Raw genomic sequence first — 15,461 nt, 5'->3', positions numbered from 1 at the left:
TTCTAGCAAATTCTGTTAAGAGTCCAGTAAAAGAGACTACTTCTATGTTATCAATTTCTTTTGTGACTTGATTTATCATCTCAATTCTTTCTTCAACATTAAATAGACTTTTTTTGTTTTGATTGTTTAATACTGCAATTATTGTTTTATCAAACTTTAAAGAGCATCGTTTAATTATATCAATATGTCCATAAGTAATTGGGTCAAAACTTCCCGGATATATAACCTTCATCATTATGCACCTCATTATTTTTAAAATAAGTCATAGATTTGTTTCCATACTTTCTTATATCATAAATACTTAAATTATTATATTCAGTTCTTAATGATAATTTAGAATCATGTTCTGCTATTAGGATACCACTTTTTTTAACTAGATTCAATGCAGATATTTTATCCAATGTAATGTCATATAATTCAACTTTTTCATAAGGAGGATCCATGAAGATATAATCAAAAATAAAATTTTTATCAGAAACATAATTTAATGCTTTTAGTACATCCATTTTTAGAACTAAGGAATTTTCAGTAAAATTTGTTAAAGCTAAATTTTTATTTATTATTTGAATGCTGTCTATAGAATTATCAACAAAAACTGCTGTTTTTGCACCTCTGCTTATAAATTCTATACCTATACTCCCCGTTCCAGCAAACAAATCTAGTACAAAAGCATCTTCTTTTATTGGACTAATTATGTTAAACATTGATTCTTTAATTCTATCTTCTGTGGGTCTTATATTCAAGGTTTTCGGGCCAAGCAGCTTTTTCCCTTTTTTCTTCCCAGATATCACACGCATTTAATCACCACCAAATTAATTTAAAATTATCTCATCATCAATGTTTTCTATTAAATTTTCAATTTTAGTTTTTAACATCTTATAATTTATATCTGAAGATAATTTATTTTCGTCTATTATTTTTAGGGCATCTTTTTGTGCTATTTTAAGGATCTCTATGTCTCTAAACAAATTTGCAATTTTTAGCTGAGGGACTCCATGCTGCTTTGTCCCAAAAAATTCACCAGGTCCTCTGAGAAATAAATCTTTCTCAGAAATTACGAATCCATCATTTGTAGATTGCAGAACCCTCATTCTTTCTCTAGCTATTTTACTTTGATTATCATTTAATAATATACAATATGATTTATGTGAAGATCTTCCTACTCTTCCTCGCAATTGATGTAATTGAGAAAGTCCAAATCTATCGGCATTATATATTATCATAGTATTTGCATTTGCTACATTTACCCCAACTTCAACTACTGTTGTAGCAACTAGAATGCTTATCTTGCCATTTTTAAAATCATTCATTATCATATCTTTCTCTTTTTGATTTAACTTTCCGTGTAATAACTCACATCTATATTTACTGCTAAATCTTTCATTAATAATTTTATAAATTTCTTCAACAGATTTTAAATTTTCATTTTCTTTTGATTCTATAGTTGGACAGACTATATAAGCTTGTCTTCCATTATCTAATTGCTTAAGCATAAAGTCAAATACAATATCCTGTTTTTCGGAATTCATCACAAAAGTTTCTATTTTTTGCCTTCCAGGAGGAAGTTCCTTTATAGTGGAAATATCAAGATCTCCATATAAAATTAAAGCTAAGCTTCTTGGTATTGGGGTAGCCGTCATGACTAGAATATCTGGGTAATTACCTTTTGCTGCCAATTTCATTCTTTGGCTTACTCCAAATCTATGCTGTTCATCTGTTATCACTAATCCTAAGTGGTTAAAATTTACATTTTCTTGAATTATTGAATGTGTTCCCACTAAAATATCTATGTTTCCTTGCTCCAAATCAATTAAAATCTCATCTTTGGTTTTTTTATTTATGCTACTTGTTAATAATGAAACATTTATATTCATTTTGTCAAATAAGGACTTTAAAGTTTCATAGTGCTGAGAAGCCAAAATTTCAGTAGGTGCCATCATTGCTGCTTGATATCCATTTAACACAGCGTTTAACATAGCTATTGCACTAACTACTGTTTTTCCTGAGCCAACATCTCCTTGAACTAACCTATTCATCTGTTTTTGCATAGACATATCTTCAATAATTTCTCTAACTACAACTTCTTGAGATTTAGTTAGTTTAAATGGTAATCTATCAATGAATAAATCCAATTCTTTGGATTTATTAAATATTATTCCATTATTCGAATTTTGATTTGATCTGATAGAAATAAGAGCAAGTTGTAGGATCAATAATTCCTCATAGGCCAGAGATTTCCTTGCTTTTTCAAGGGTCTTAATATTATCAGGAAAATGTATTTTTTCAATAGATTCCCTTTTATTCATTAAATTATATTTACGAATTAAGTCTTCTGGCAAAGTGTTTTTAATAAATGGCAAATATTCTTCTAAACATTTTTTTATTATGATTATCATTTCTTTGTTGCTTAGTCCACTAGTTAAAGGGTAGATAGGTACAATAGGTATAAAAAAATCAGAATCTGAATAAGGGATAATTTCGGGATTTTGTATTTGTACTTCGAATTTATTTCTACTAAGTTTGCCTCTACAAAAATATTTTTCTCCTATAATTAATTTGTTTTTAATATAAACTTGATTAAACCATACTAGCGTAATATCAGTGTTTCCGTCAGATGCCAAAACTTTTAATAGTTTTAAGTTGTTCCTTAAGTTTACTACAGAAGGATTTGACTTAATAGTAATAATACAATTTATGATATCATTGTTTCTGATTTCATTTATTGAATTAATGTTAGTTCTATCTTCATAGTCTCTTGGAAAGAAAAAAATAAGATCTTCTACTGATTTAATATTTAACCTCATTAATTTATCTGCTCGTTTAGGTCCAACATTTTTGATATATCTTACATCTTTTTTTAACTCGTTCATATAAACATCACTCCAAATAAACCCTACCTTAAGGTAGGGTTATAATTATTCCAGTGAAAATATATAGTAATATATAGGCTGATTCCCTTCAACTAAATCTATATCAATTTCCTTGAACTTATCTTTTAAATTTTGGGCAAGTTCTTCCGCTTTAGAACTGTCTACATCTTCACCATATATGATCGTTATAATAGAGATATCATCATTGATTATTTTCTCAATTAAGTCTATTGATACTTCGTTAATATCCGTACCAACAGATAATACTTCTTTATCAGTAACTCCGATAATATTGCCTGACTCGATATTTTTTCCGTTGATTTGTGTGTCTCTTACAGAATATGTTACTTGTGCAGAAATAACTTTAGTATAAGCTTCGTTCATTTTTTTGATATTATCATTAACCTCTTTATTTGGATCAAATGCAATCATGGCTGATATGCCCTGAGCAATATTTCTAGTAGGAATAACATATACGTTTTTATTGCTTACACTTTTAGCTTGTTCAGCAGCCAAAATGATATTGCTATTGTTAGGTAATATTAATATATTTTCTGAGTTAGCATTTTCTATAGCATTAAGTATTTCTTCAATGCTAGGATTCATTGTTTGTCCACCAGATATAATATAATCAACATTTAGACTTTTAAATAGTTCATTTAAACCTTCCCCGATAGAAACTGATATGATGAAATACTTGGAAAATGGTTTATCATTAACAATTTTATTTTGCATCAAGTCATCTTTTAACAAAATTTCTTCATGTTGATAGCGCATATTATCGATTTTTATATCCCTAAGCTCACCTAATTTTAATGCTTTTTCCAAAACTTCTCCAGGATTATTCGTGTGGATATGAACTTTAATTAAATCATCATCCCCTACTACAAGCAAAGAATCTCCATAAAAAGAAATCTTATCTCTAAAACCCTCTATATCTTTATGCTTAGTTACAATTATAAATTCAGTACAATATCCAAATTTTATATCATCTGTGTCAATTTTTTCTCGTTTATACTGTTTTTCAGATATTACTGGCATCGAATCAGTTTTTTCGACCAATGTTGAAATATCTCCGGATAAAAATTCTAAGGCACCTATCATTAACATTAATAAACCTTTTCCTCCAGCATCAACAACATTAGCCTGTTTTAAAACTGGCAACATATCTGGTGTTTTTTCTAAAACTTTATTGCCATAATTAATAACCAGTTCTAGTAGTTCATTAATATCATTTACATTTTCATAAATTTCTATTGCATAATCACCACATTCTCTTGCAACAGTTAATATTGTACCTTCAGTAGGCTTCATAACTGCTTTATATGCAGTTTCTGCTGCTTTCTTCATAGCAAATGCAATTGCTTTTACATCAATTTCTTTATTATCCTCAAGACCTAGACTAAAACCTCTAAACAATTGAGATAAAATTACTCCAGAATTTCCCCTTGCTCCCATTAATGATCCTTGGCTAGCTGCTTTCATAATTTCCGAAGCATTGTTTTCAATAACCTTTTGGGAATTATTTACAGCCGAGCGCATTGTTAAGCTCATATTTGTTCCAGTATCACCATCTGGGACTGGAAAAACATTCAATGAATTAACTATCTCTTTATTTTTTTCAAGATAGTTATAGCTGGCTTCTAATAGTGCTTTTAATTTCCAACCATCTATAAAAGTATTTATCAACTTTTGTCCCTCCTAAAAATTAAAGATAACTATCAGTTCTGATATCTTCAACAAATATATTCACATAATAAATATTAGACCCTATATAAACCTCTAAGTTATATTTTACTCTTTCAATGATATTTTGACAAACTGTTGGTATCTTAATTCCATACTCTAAAACAATATGAATATCAACTATAATTTCGCTATCATTTACAGTTATTTTTATATCTTTATAAGATGGATCAAATCCTAAAAATGTAAGTAACTCTTCGATAGAATGTTTTTGTCCTTTTTTAACTACCCCGTAGCTTTCAACAACTGAAACCCCTACAATTTTCTGAATAACAACATCCTCTATATAAATAGAGCCAATATCATTTTCCATTATAAGTGGCAAACCATTACCTCCCTCATTATCTTATCTTAAACATTCTACAATAATATAAATAAATATTCAACTAAAAATACACTACATAATTTCACTTGCTTTTTATAGGAATTATATGGTACAATACATTTTGTTGTAGTAGATCTGGTTTTATAACTTGTTTTAGGAGGTGTTTTTAATGAGTAAAAGGTGTGAAATATGTGGCAAAACAAAATCATTTGGAAATAAAGTTACTTTTTCCAACAAAAAGAGCTCGAGAACTTGGTCTCCTAATGTTAGAAAAGTAAAAGTAGTAGTTGAAGGTACAACAAAGAGATTAAATGTATGCACAAGATGCTTAAGATCTGGACATGTTCAAAGAGCAATATAGTAGAAATTCATAAAAAAGCTTACAGTTTATAAGAAATATAAACGGTAAGCTTTTTATTTAATCTTTTGATAGAATCAAGAGTCCTTCACCACTATGTTTTGTAATATAGCCTTCATTTGAATTCATTTCATTGCTAATGCACATGCTTGACCCGAATTTAACAAATTGCTTATCTAGGTTATAATGAAAACCTTTAATAGAAATTATTATTCCATCTAAGCTAATTGGAACTATAGAAACATAGTCAAAATCAGAAGGATTTATTATCGATTGTTCATTATTAAGTATTTTTATTAAATTGTTGTCATCAATTATTTGACTATCAATATTTAAATCATATAACTTTTTTAAAAGAAAAATATTCGACAGAGAATGATCCATTCGTGTACCAATCACACTAGTGAAAGTAATAGTCGTTGGAGATTTTTTTATTACTAGATCTAAAGCTATCTCAGTATCTGATTTATCCTTTTCTTTTGGGTAGATGATCACATTTATATCTTTTGTTTCCAATAATTTTTTAGATTTAAGACTTATAGAATCTAAATCTCCAATTAAATAATCAGGAAGTATATTTAGATCAATTAATTGATCAGCACCTGAATCGGCCGCTACTATAAGATCATTTGCCTTACAAAGTTCCTTTAGTTTTTCTTTACTTATTTTCTTACCACCAGAAACTATTAAAATATTCATCATCTACCACCTACTGTTGATGATATATTTTCTAAGGGGTTTCCAAATAATTATCAGTACGATTAGCGAAATAACTAATTCAGGGATCAAGTATGTTGCATTATAAATCAATGAGTATATTATTGGATTTTGGGCTCCTGCAAACTCGGAAAAGAAAACAACTCCTGATATAACATGAAATACTAGCCTACCAAAAACTGCTAATGTTGTCCACAAAATCATTTGTATATAACTTCCATTGTTTCTAATTCTCGTCGTTGCAAGTCCAGCCAAACCCAAAATCCCAAAGGCTAAAGGATAATCTAAAAGAAATTGTAGCGGGTGGAAGAAAAATGGTTTTAGTATAAAATCTAATACTCCATAAATGGCTCCAACTGTTATACCTGGTATAAGTCCCCATCTGATTGAATATATAATTATTGGTATCATTTTCCCAGCAGAAACACTCCCGCCGTTTGGCATCCTATAAAGCTCTATATACCCAAGCAACACAGATAATGCTATCATCATGCCAGCTTCGGCTAACATTAATACATTAGTCTTTCTTTTCATTTTATACCCTCCTTTTATAAATAAAAAACTCATTGAGCGTTAGTCAATGAGTACATTACATACACACTTCCCTCCGCTAGCATTATCTAGTTCAGGTGATAAGGGTCGGGACTGAATCCTCTCTCAGCAATAGCTCCCCTAGTGTCAAATCTTATTTAATTAATTTCAATATATCATAATCATATCAGTAATACAACTTTAATTATTATTAATTACAAGTTTAAACTGTTCCGTACGAGATCTTATATCATTATATGAAAATATGTCTGAGCCTACAACTAATATATCAGCTCCTAAATCTGCAATATTTTTTGCATTATCTAGTTTTATTCCGCCATCTATTTCAATTAAAACATGAGGGTAATTGTTATCAATATTCTTTCGTAGTTCTTTGAGCTTTCTTTCCACAGCTTTAATGAACGTTTGACCACCAAATCCTGGGTTTACGCTCATTAGTAAAACAAGATCTATATCTTCATATATATACTCAAGAACATCTAGCGATGTTGCAGGATTTAAAGATACTCCTGCCAATATACCCTTAGATTTAATTAGCTGAATTGTTCTGTGTAAATGAGTAGTTGCCTCATAGTGAATAGTCAATATATCTGCACCAGCGTCAATAAATTCATCTATATATCTTTCAGGTTTGTCTATCATTAGATGGACGTCTAAAGGAATCGAGCATGCTTTTTTAATACTCTTTACCACCGGCATTCCAAATGTTAGATTTGGGACGTAATTGCCATCCATAACATCTACATGGATATAGTCTGCCCCTCCTTTAATAACCTCTTCTATTTCATTTTTTAAGTTTAAAAAATCTGCAGATAGGATTGAAGGTGCAATTTTTACCACGTCAAAACCTCCTATAATTTTTAATTTCATTTAATATCAATATATAGTTATCATATCTTGATTTGTTAATTTTACCATTTTTTACATCAATTAAAACGTTACAACCTGGTTCATTTATATGCAAACAATTTGAAAATTTACATTTTTTAGAGCTATTATTAATATCAATAAAATAAGTATCTAGCTCATATGGGTTGATATCATTTATATAAAGACTTGAAAATCCAGGAGTGTCAGAAATATAAGTTTGATCATCCAATTTGAACAATTCAACATGTCTTGTAGTATGTTTGCCACGTAATAATTTTTTACTTATCTCTCCTGTTTTTAATTTAAATGATGGGTTAATTAAATTTATCAACGATGATTTCCCTACTCCTGATGGGCCAGCTAATACACTCACATGATTTCTTAATATATCTCGCAAATCATCTATTCCTTCATGGTTTTTAGTGCTAGTTCTAATTGTTGTATACCCTATTTCTTTGTACATTGAAACAATTTCATTTGATTTTATAGGGTCGATATCTGATTTATTGATACAAATAATAATATTCAAATCTGAATCATGCCCAGCAACTATAAGTTTATCTAAAAACCATAAATTGATTTTAGGATTATCTATACTCATAACTATAATTAACTGAGTTACATTTGCTATTGGAGGTCTATTTAACATTGTTTTACGAGGATATATTTCTTCAATATATCCTCTATTATCTTCTTTATTAATTCTAATCGAAACTTTATCCCCAACTAAAGGTTCAATCTCTTTTTCCCTAAATAATCCCCTGGCTCTGCATTCAATAACAGAATTTCCTATATCAACATAATAGAAACCGCCAATTCCTTTTAATATTATTCCATCAACCATTTTTAACCCTCTATGCTTTGACTATATTGAAATATACCGTCATAATAAACTTCAAACACTGCTCCTTTTTTCCCAAATACAGTAACATCGAAACTTCCTTCTGCCGGTTTATGCTTACCGGTATAAACTGTCATGCTTGAACCATCTTGTTTTCTTAAAATAGTTATTTCGGTTTCATCTTTATCTGCAAAAGGAGTTACAGTTAGCTTGATAGAAAACTCTTGATTACCAGGTTCTTCTGGTTCATTAGGATTTTCTGGGTTAGTCGGTGGTGTAACTGGCTGACCAGAACTAACTACCAAATCTATGGTTGTTCCTTTTTTAATAGTAGAACCTGGGCTATGAGATTGATCTGTAACTATATTCGCTTGATAATTATCACTAGGTTCATATTTTATTTCTCCTACTTCTAGGCCAAGATTCCTAATATCAGTTATAGCTTTATTTATATTCTCTCCTACTAATTGTATCATTATAACCTCTGCATCTTTTGGGCCTTTACTTATTACCAAATCCACTCTAGTGTTAGGAGTTACTACAGAATAAGGTTCAATGCTTTGCGAAATAACATAATCTATTGGTATTTCGTCGTGGAACTCATATTCTATGTTATTTCCTATTCTCAGTCCAGCTTCTTTTAATAACCTTTCTGCTTCTGATATAGATTTATTAATTAGATTAGGGACTTCAACATTATCAAAACCAAGGCTTACAACTATACCAATTGGAAATCCTTTTCTAATTCTTACTCCTTCATCAACATTTTGCGAAATAATAATCCCTTCTTCAAATTCAGCACTTTGAACTCTTTCAATTACCTCAATTTCAAATCCCATTTCTTCAGCTAATCTGTTAGCTTCTTCTTCTGTTTTTCCCACTAGATTTGGAGTTATAATCAAATCATTTGCAGCTTGATTATTTCTTAATTGTAAGTATCCAACAAACAGAAGAGATGCTATTAGAAAAGCAGCTAATATAGCTACAATATTTGTTTTTTTCTTTGAATTGTTTTTATTATTATAGTTATTTGGGGTTAAAGCATTATTATTTTTTGAAGATAAATTTTCATTTACCGGAGGGATTAACTTTGTCATATCCATGGTTTCATCTTCAAGTATTTTTGAATTTAGTTGGTTAAAATTTCTTTTTAAATTGTTCAGATCTAACAACAATTCGTCTACATTTTGATATCTATCAACTTGTTTTTTTTGAACACATTTCAATATAATTTTATTAAATGCTGGAGATATATTTGGATTTTCTTCAATTGGTGGTACAATGTCATCTTGGACATGCTTTAAAGCAACTCCAATAGGAGTATCTCCGTTAAAAGGCACTCTACCTGTTAGCATTTCATACATTACAATACCTAACGAATAGATATCTGATTTTTCATCAGTATATCCACCGCGAGCTTGCTCAGGTGAAAAATAGTAAACTGAGCCCAATACATTAGATGTAGTTGTTATAGTTGAAGAAGTTACAGCTCTTGCAATCCCGAAGTCTGTGACTTTAACAATATTATCTTGTGTTATCATAATATTGTGCGGTTTTATATCTCGGTGAATTATATGATTCTTATGCGCATGCTTCAATGCTTCAGCTATTTGTATAGAATAATTCAATGCTTCAGATTCATTTAATTTTCCTTTTTCTTTAATAATTTCTTTTAGTGTTTTGCCATTTATATACTCCATAACAATGTAATGTATATCTTTTCCATCTATATTCTCATATCCTACATCATAAATATTAACTATATTAGGATGAGATAGACTGGCTGCAGCTTGAGATTCTTTTCTGAATTTTTTTACAAAATCTTCATCATTTGTTAAATCTTCTTTCAAAACTTTAATAGCCACATATCTATCTAACAAATGACATTTTGCTTTATATACAGTTGACATTCCACCATTACCAATTTGTTCGAGAATCTCATATCTATTTCCTAACATCTTTCCTATCATCTTACCACCCCACTAGAATATAATTCCAACAACCGTTATATTGTCGTAACCACCACTGTTTTTAGCAATTCTTACACATTCATCACAAGCTTTTTGGATATCTTTTATCGAAGTAAAAATATCTAATAATTTATCTTTTTTAACCATATTTGTTAAGCCATCGCTACATATAAAAATTATATCATTAGGATGAACAACCACTTTTATTATGTCTACTTCTACATCGTAATCCGTCCCAATTGCTCTTGTAATGATGTTTTTTTGTGGATGATTTTCTGCTTCAGATTCCGTTATTTTTCCTTCTGCTACTAACTGTCTCACAAGTGAGTGATCTTCTGTAAGCTGAGTTATTGAATTACCTCTTATAAGATAAGCTCGGCTATCACCTACATGACCTATTACAAATATATTCTTAAAGAGATATCCTAAAGTTAAAGTCGTACCCATTCCTAATAAATTCGAATCTTGTTTTGATTTTTCACAAATATATTTGTTAGTTTCTCTTACTGAGTGCTCAATTGTTTTTACAATATTATCTACATCTTTAAAATTGTAATGCTCTTGTTCAAATAATTCTTTTACTTTATTAACTGCTAGATTACTTGCTATTTCCCCAGCTTTATGCCCTCCCATTCCATCAGCGACTATAAATAATGGAAAAGATGCATGAAAATCTGAAGCAAAAAAACTATCTTGGTTGATTTGCCTTACGTTACCAATATCTGTTGAATATCCAACTTTCAAGTATATCACTCCTATTTATTTAATGCTATACTTCTCTTTAATTGACCACAGGATGCACTTATATCTGATCCCATCTCTCTTCGAATAGTTGATTTAATTCCTTTATTTTTTAGCATTTTAGAAAAATTAATTACATCTTCGTTGGATGGAATATTTGTTTTATATTCTTTTATGGGATTTATTGGTATTATATTTATATGAACATCGATCCCCTTAGTATATTCTTTAAGCATCTCAACATCTTCTATTCTATCATTAAAACCTTTTATAAGGGTATACTCAAAAGTAACTCTCCTTTTAGTTTTAAAATAATATCTTCTAATAGAGTCTATGATGTCGTCAAGTTTATACTTTTTAGATATAGGCATTATAAGTTGCCTCCTAGAGTCAAAAGGTGAGTGTAATGACAATGACAAAGTTACAGGGAGATTTTCATCAGCCAACTCATTGATTTTTTCAACTATCCCACAAGTTGATAATGTAATATTTCTTAGACTAGTATTGTGTCCTCTTTGATCATTAATTAAATGCAAGAAATTTATAACATTTTCATAATTGTCAAGTGGTTCACCACTACCCATTAATACGATGTTTTTTACTTTCATATTTAAATAATTCTCAGCACGATAAACTTGCTCTAACATTTCAGCTGCAGATAAATTTCTTATAAACCCATCTTTAGTTGATGCACAAAATTTACAGCCCATTTTGCATCCTACTTGGGTTGAGATACATTGCGTATATCCATATTTATATTTCATAACAACACTTTCTATTATATTTTTGTCATCTAATTGAAATAAAAATTTTACCGTACCATCTTTTTTTGATTTATAATCATCATATATTTTTATAGTGTTGAAAGTGAAATAAATATTTAATTGTTCTTTAATATCTTTAGGGATATTGTTCATTGCTTCAAAAGTATCTACTTTTTGTTTGTGAATAAATTCAAATATTTGCTTACTCCTGTATTTTTCATATCCAAGATGTGTTATTTCGTTTTCTAGTTCATCGAATTTTAAATTGTTTATTTCTTTTTTGGTTATTTCTTTTTTCAATTTTATCCCTTTCTATTTATACAGATATTAAAACAATCTTTTTAAACTTGCAATAAAAAAGCCATCTGTCCCATGTACATTTGGAAATAATTGCACATAACCTTTTTTTGCTGTTTCAAAAGTTTTATCAAATCTATCGCAAAAAGGTTCTAATGCAAAGTTTTTATGATGCTTTAAAAATTTTTCAATTTGACTTATATTCTCAGCATTGTTTATTGTACATGTACTGTAAATCAATTTACCCCCAACTTTTACATAACTACTACAAGTATTTAAAATTTTCTCTTGAATCAAAATCAATTCATCAATATCATCTAAAGTTCTATTCCATTTAATATCAGGCTTTCTCCTTATTAAACCTAGCCCAGAACATGGAGCATCAACTAAGCAACAATCAACTTTATCTATTAGACTATTATCTAGAGTTGTTGCATCAAATATTTCAGATTTAACTGATTTTAAACCTAATCTCTTAACGTTTTCTTTAATTAACTGAATTTTGGAGTTACTTTTATCTCTAGCCAAAACAATCCCGTTATCTCCTATGTATTCAGCAATATGAGTTGCTTTACCACCTGGAGCAGAACAGACATCTAAAACAAAACTATTTCCTTCAATGTCTGCAACTTCTGCAACTAGCATACTACTTTCATCCTGAACCGTAAAATAACCATCTATAAATTCTTCTGTTTGAAATAATTTTTCTGGATTTTTTACAATTAACCCATAGTTTGAATATCTTGTTTTTTCTACTATATAACCATATGTCTCTAATCTTTTGATTAAATCATCTCTGCTAACTTTTGTTATGTTGACTCTAATATTTAATTTTGCCTTACTATTAAGACTATCTAAGAGTGATCGTGTAAAATCAATGCCATAATCATTTACCCACATTTCCACTAGAAATTGAGGAAATGAGTAAACTAGGGAAAGGGTATTAATATCAAAATCCAAATCATTATATCTTTTTATAATTTTTTCTTTATCTCTAGAGATATTTCTTAGAATTGCATTAACATAGTTTGCATTTCCTTTATGTGTATACTTTTTTACTAGTTCTACACTATCATTTAAAATTGAGTACTCAGGGACTCTATCAAGATAAATAATTTGATAGATCCCCATTCTCAAAGCATTTAAGACTATTCGGTGTAATTTATTTAATTTTATCTTCGAATAGTCAGAAATTATTTGGTCTATTATTGTAATATTTTTTACTACTCCATATGTTATTTCTTTTATTAATCTTATGTCATCTTCATTTTTACAGTTCTTGATATTATCTTCAATAATTTTTTTATTGTTTTCAAAATCCTTAGTGACAAAATCTAACCCATTTAATATTTTTAAAACTATATCTCTACTCTTCGACATTAATTGAACCTCAAAATAATATATTTATCTTCTTCTCCTATTAGTTATTGCTAATAGCCTTAGCAATTCAGCTATCGCGACTAGAGTAGCTGCTACATAAGTTAACGCTGCAGCATTTAACATGCTTTTAACATGACTAGATTGATCTCTAGATATCACACCATTTTCTAATTGCTCTAAAGCTCTTTTACTCGCATTAAATTCTACTGGCAATGTTACAACTTGAAAAAGTACTGCTGCCATAAATAGAGCAATCCCTAAATCAATGAAAAAAGGGCTAATTATAAAACCAATAATTATAAATATCCATACTAGGTTTGATGCGAACATAGCTATTGGAGCTATAGTATTTCTCAATATAAGTGGAAAATAACCATTATCATGCTGAATAGCATGCCCAACTTCATGAGCAGCTACACTTACAGATGCTATGCTTTGTCCAGAATAAACTTCTGGTGATAATCTTAAAACTTTAGTTCGTGGATCATAATGATCTGATAAGACTCCCCTAACTTGTTCAATCCTAACATGATTTAACCCATTTCTATCTAAAATGTATCTAGCAACTTGAGCTCCTGTCATTGATGAGTTGCTTGGCATTTTAGAATATTTTTTATATGCACCACTTACTTTAGCTTGAGCATAAGCTGCAAACAATACGGCCGGAAGTACATATATAAACCAAGTACTATAATATTCTAAATAAGAAAACATACAAACACTCCTCCTAATTCTAAATATTTTTAATTACACTAATTTACCAATTTCGATATTGTTTCCCCTAAGAAAATCTGAAACTTTAACCATTTTTTTCCCGGGAAATTGTATCTCTTTTATTATAACAAAACCATTTTTCGCTGCAACCCAAATTCCCGAATCATCAGCTTTAATAATAGTGCCTATTTTTTCATTATGATCTGAAAACAAAATATCTACTTCATTTACCTTAACAATTAAATTATCATAATAAAAATAAGATCCTGGCCAAGGTTTGAAAGCTCTTATATGATTTTTGATCTTTTTTACATCCCAATTCCAATCTATTTTGCCATCTTCTTTAGTTATTATAGGGGCATATGTGGATTTAGAGTTATCTTGTTCCACATAAACGATATTTCCTATGATTATTCTATTTAAAGTTTCCAGTAATACTTCTGCGCCTAATTCCGAAAGCTTATTGGTTAAAGATATAGAGTCATCGGTATCTAATATGGGTATTTCTTTTTGCAAAATTATTGGCCCTGAGTCAAGGCCTTCAGTCATTTTCATAGATGTTATTCCAGTTTTATTCTCGCCATTTAAAATTGCCCAGTTTATAGGTGCAGCTCCCCTATATTTTGGAAGCAATGAAGCATGAATATTGATAGTTTCTAATTTAGCAATACCAAGTAAGCTCTTTTTCAATATCTGACCATATGCTATTACAATAAGAAAATCTGGCTTCAATTTTCGTATTTTTTCAACTGATTCTTCGCTGTTAACATTAAATGGTTGGTATATTTCTAAACCTAAATTAAGAGCACACTCCTTTATAGGCGAAAATGAAAAGGCTTTTCCTCTCCCTTTAGGTCTATCAGGTTGAGTAATAACCAATGATATATTATAACCATTATTATAAAGCTTTTCTAAAGATTTAACAGCAAATTCTGACGTTCCCATAAAAATGATATTCATATTTATACCTCTTCTTTTTCTTCTTGTTCTCTAAAAATTTTTTCAGCAACATCTATATACAAAATGCCATCTAAATGGTCTATTTCATGTAAAAAAACCCTAGCAAAGTATCCATTAACATCGATAACAATGTTCTCGTTTTTTTCATTTGTATATTCAACAGTAATTTTTTCTGGTCTTTTAACAAATCCTGAAAATCCGGGAACAGACAAACATCCTTCTAAATCAGTTATTTCTCCTTCAGAATATACAATTTTAGGATTTATAGCAATAATAGGATTATCTTCCCCTTCTATAACAATTATTCTCTTTAATATACCGACTTGTGGGGCAGCTAATCCAATTCCGTTTGCATC

At 29.5% G+C, this 15,461-nt stretch carries 17 protein-coding genes and 1 riboswitch; of the genes, 1 reads left to right on the top strand and 16 read right to left on the bottom strand.

Annotated elements, in window-relative coordinates:
• The 5 genes from ACTB1H_RS06585 to ACTB1H_RS06565 form a co-directional block, all read right to left on the bottom strand.
• Positions 1-232: adenylyltransferase/cytidyltransferase family protein (locus ACTB1H_RS06585; protein ID WP_463262044.1), on the bottom strand; the 232-nt coding region annotated here is incomplete at its 3' end.
• Positions 204-797 (bottom strand): 16S rRNA (guanine(966)-N(2))-methyltransferase RsmD, encoded by a 594-nt coding sequence (gene rsmD, locus ACTB1H_RS06580; RefSeq protein ID WP_463262043.1) that lies wholly within the window; start codon positions 795-797, stop codon positions 204-206. The genes ACTB1H_RS06585 and rsmD, both read right to left, overlap by 29 nt.
• Before the next feature lie 15 nt (positions 798-812).
• Positions 813-2,870 carry an ATP-dependent DNA helicase RecG gene (gene recG, locus ACTB1H_RS06575; protein WP_463262042.1) on the bottom strand — a complete coding sequence of 686 codons (2,058 nt, stop codon included), beginning with the start codon at positions 2,868-2,870 and terminating at the stop codon, positions 813-815.
• Between the two features lie 45 nt (positions 2,871-2,915).
• Entirely contained in the window at positions 2,916-4,559 is a 1,644-nt protein-coding gene (locus ACTB1H_RS06570) for a DAK2 domain-containing protein (RefSeq protein ID WP_463262041.1), read from the bottom strand.
• Positions 4,560-4,578: 19 nt separating this feature from the next.
• Positions 4,579-4,941 (bottom strand): Asp23/Gls24 family envelope stress response protein, encoded by a 363-nt coding sequence (locus tag ACTB1H_RS06565; RefSeq protein WP_463262040.1) that lies wholly within the window; start codon positions 4,939-4,941, stop codon positions 4,579-4,581.
• 169 nt (positions 4,942-5,110) lie between these two features.
• On the opposite strand from ACTB1H_RS06565, the gene rpmB reads away from it, so the two are divergent.
• Entirely contained in the window at positions 5,111-5,302 is a 192-nt protein-coding gene (gene rpmB, locus ACTB1H_RS06560; RefSeq protein ID WP_463262039.1) for a 50S ribosomal protein L28, read from the top strand.
• A gap of 57 nt (positions 5,303-5,359) precedes the next feature.
• On the opposite strand, the gene ACTB1H_RS06555 is transcribed toward rpmB, so the two are convergent.
• The 11 genes from ACTB1H_RS06555 to def all read right to left on the bottom strand — a co-directional run.
• Positions 5,360-5,998 (bottom strand): thiamine diphosphokinase, encoded by a 639-nt coding sequence (locus tag ACTB1H_RS06555; protein ID WP_463262038.1) that lies wholly within the window; start codon positions 5,996-5,998, stop codon positions 5,360-5,362.
• A 3-nt stretch (positions 5,999-6,001) separates the two neighbouring features.
• Complete coding sequence (gene thiT, locus ACTB1H_RS06550) at positions 6,002-6,550, bottom strand: energy-coupled thiamine transporter ThiT (protein ID WP_463262037.1); 549 nt, start codon at positions 6,548-6,550, stop codon at positions 6,002-6,004.
• A 51-nt stretch (positions 6,551-6,601) separates the two neighbouring features.
• Positions 6,602-6,700: riboswitch (TPP riboswitch) on the bottom strand.
• Between the two features lie 48 nt (positions 6,701-6,748).
• On the bottom strand, positions 6,749-7,408 hold the full coding sequence (gene rpe / locus ACTB1H_RS06545; protein WP_463262036.1) for a ribulose-phosphate 3-epimerase: 660 nt from the start codon (positions 7,406-7,408) through the stop codon (positions 6,749-6,751).
• Between the two features lies 1 nt (position 7,409).
• Positions 7,410-8,282, bottom strand: coding sequence for a ribosome small subunit-dependent GTPase A (gene rsgA, locus ACTB1H_RS06540; RefSeq protein WP_463262035.1), 873 nt, complete (start codon positions 8,280-8,282; stop codon positions 7,410-7,412).
• Between the two features lie 2 nt (positions 8,283-8,284).
• Positions 8,285-10,249, bottom strand: a complete 1,965-nt coding sequence (gene pknB / locus ACTB1H_RS06535; RefSeq protein WP_463262034.1) for a Stk1 family PASTA domain-containing Ser/Thr kinase — start codon at positions 10,247-10,249, stop codon at positions 8,285-8,287.
• 12 nt (positions 10,250-10,261) lie between these two features.
• Positions 10,262-10,993 carry a Stp1/IreP family PP2C-type Ser/Thr phosphatase gene (locus ACTB1H_RS06530; protein ID WP_463262033.1) on the bottom strand — a complete coding sequence of 244 codons (732 nt, stop codon included), beginning with the start codon at positions 10,991-10,993 and terminating at the stop codon, positions 10,262-10,264.
• 11 nt (positions 10,994-11,004) lie between these two features.
• A complete protein-coding gene (rlmN, locus tag ACTB1H_RS06525; RefSeq protein WP_463262032.1) occupies positions 11,005-12,054 on the bottom strand; it encodes a dual-specificity RNA methyltransferase RlmN in 1,050 nt (349 codons plus the stop codon).
• A 27-nt stretch (positions 12,055-12,081) separates the two neighbouring features.
• Positions 12,082-13,431, bottom strand: a complete 1,350-nt coding sequence (rsmB, locus tag ACTB1H_RS06520) for a 16S rRNA (cytosine(967)-C(5))-methyltransferase RsmB (protein ID WP_463262031.1) — start codon at positions 13,429-13,431, stop codon at positions 12,082-12,084.
• Positions 13,432-13,455: 24 nt separating this feature from the next.
• Positions 13,456-14,145, bottom strand: coding sequence for a zinc metallopeptidase (locus ACTB1H_RS06515; protein ID WP_463262030.1), 690 nt, complete (start codon positions 14,143-14,145; stop codon positions 13,456-13,458).
• Between the two features lie 33 nt (positions 14,146-14,178).
• On the bottom strand, positions 14,179-15,105 hold the full coding sequence (fmt, locus tag ACTB1H_RS06510; RefSeq protein ID WP_463262029.1) for a methionyl-tRNA formyltransferase: 927 nt from the start codon (positions 15,103-15,105) through the stop codon (positions 14,179-14,181).
• Between the two features lie 2 nt (positions 15,106-15,107).
• On the bottom strand, positions 15,108-15,461 hold a 354-nt coding region (gene def, locus ACTB1H_RS06505), incomplete at its 5' end, for a peptide deformylase (protein WP_463262028.1).

It is taken from the genome of Soehngenia sp. (genome assembly GCF_055108775.1).
This window is presented reverse-complemented; position numbering and strand designations above follow the sequence as displayed.

What these genes read in the sequence shown, in the direction of transcription:
- rsmD (WP_463262043.1), bottom strand. Translation starts at nt 797, where the DNA reads ATGCGTGTGATATCTGGGAAGAAAAAAGGGAAAAAGCTGCTTGGCCCG.
- recG (WP_463262042.1), bottom strand. Translation starts at nt 2,870, where the DNA reads ATGAACGAGTTAAAAAAAGATGTAAGATATATCAAAAATGTTGGACCT.
- rpmB (WP_463262039.1), top strand. Translation starts at nt 5,111, where the DNA reads ATGAGTAAAAGGTGTGAAATATGTGGCAAAACAAAATCATTTGGAAAT.
- ACTB1H_RS06555 (WP_463262038.1), bottom strand. Translation starts at nt 5,998, where the DNA reads ATGAATATTTTAATAGTTTCTGGTGGTAAGAAAATAAGTAAAGAAAAA.
- thiT (WP_463262037.1), bottom strand. Translation starts at nt 6,550, where the DNA reads ATGAAAAGAAAGACTAATGTATTAATGTTAGCCGAAGCTGGCATGATG.
- rsgA (WP_463262035.1), bottom strand. Translation starts at nt 8,282, where the DNA reads ATGGTTGATGGAATAATATTAAAAGGAATTGGCGGTTTCTATTATGTT.
- pknB (WP_463262034.1), bottom strand. Translation starts at nt 10,249, where the DNA reads ATGATAGGAAAGATGTTAGGAAATAGATATGAGATTCTCGAACAAATT.
- rsmB (WP_463262031.1), bottom strand. Translation starts at nt 13,431, where the DNA reads ATGTCGAAGAGTAGAGATATAGTTTTAAAAATATTAAATGGGTTAGAT.
- ACTB1H_RS06515 (WP_463262030.1), bottom strand. Translation starts at nt 14,145, where the DNA reads ATGTTTTCTTATTTAGAATATTATAGTACTTGGTTTATATATGTACTT.
- fmt (WP_463262029.1), bottom strand. Translation starts at nt 15,105, where the DNA reads ATGAATATCATTTTTATGGGAACGTCAGAATTTGCTGTTAAATCTTTA.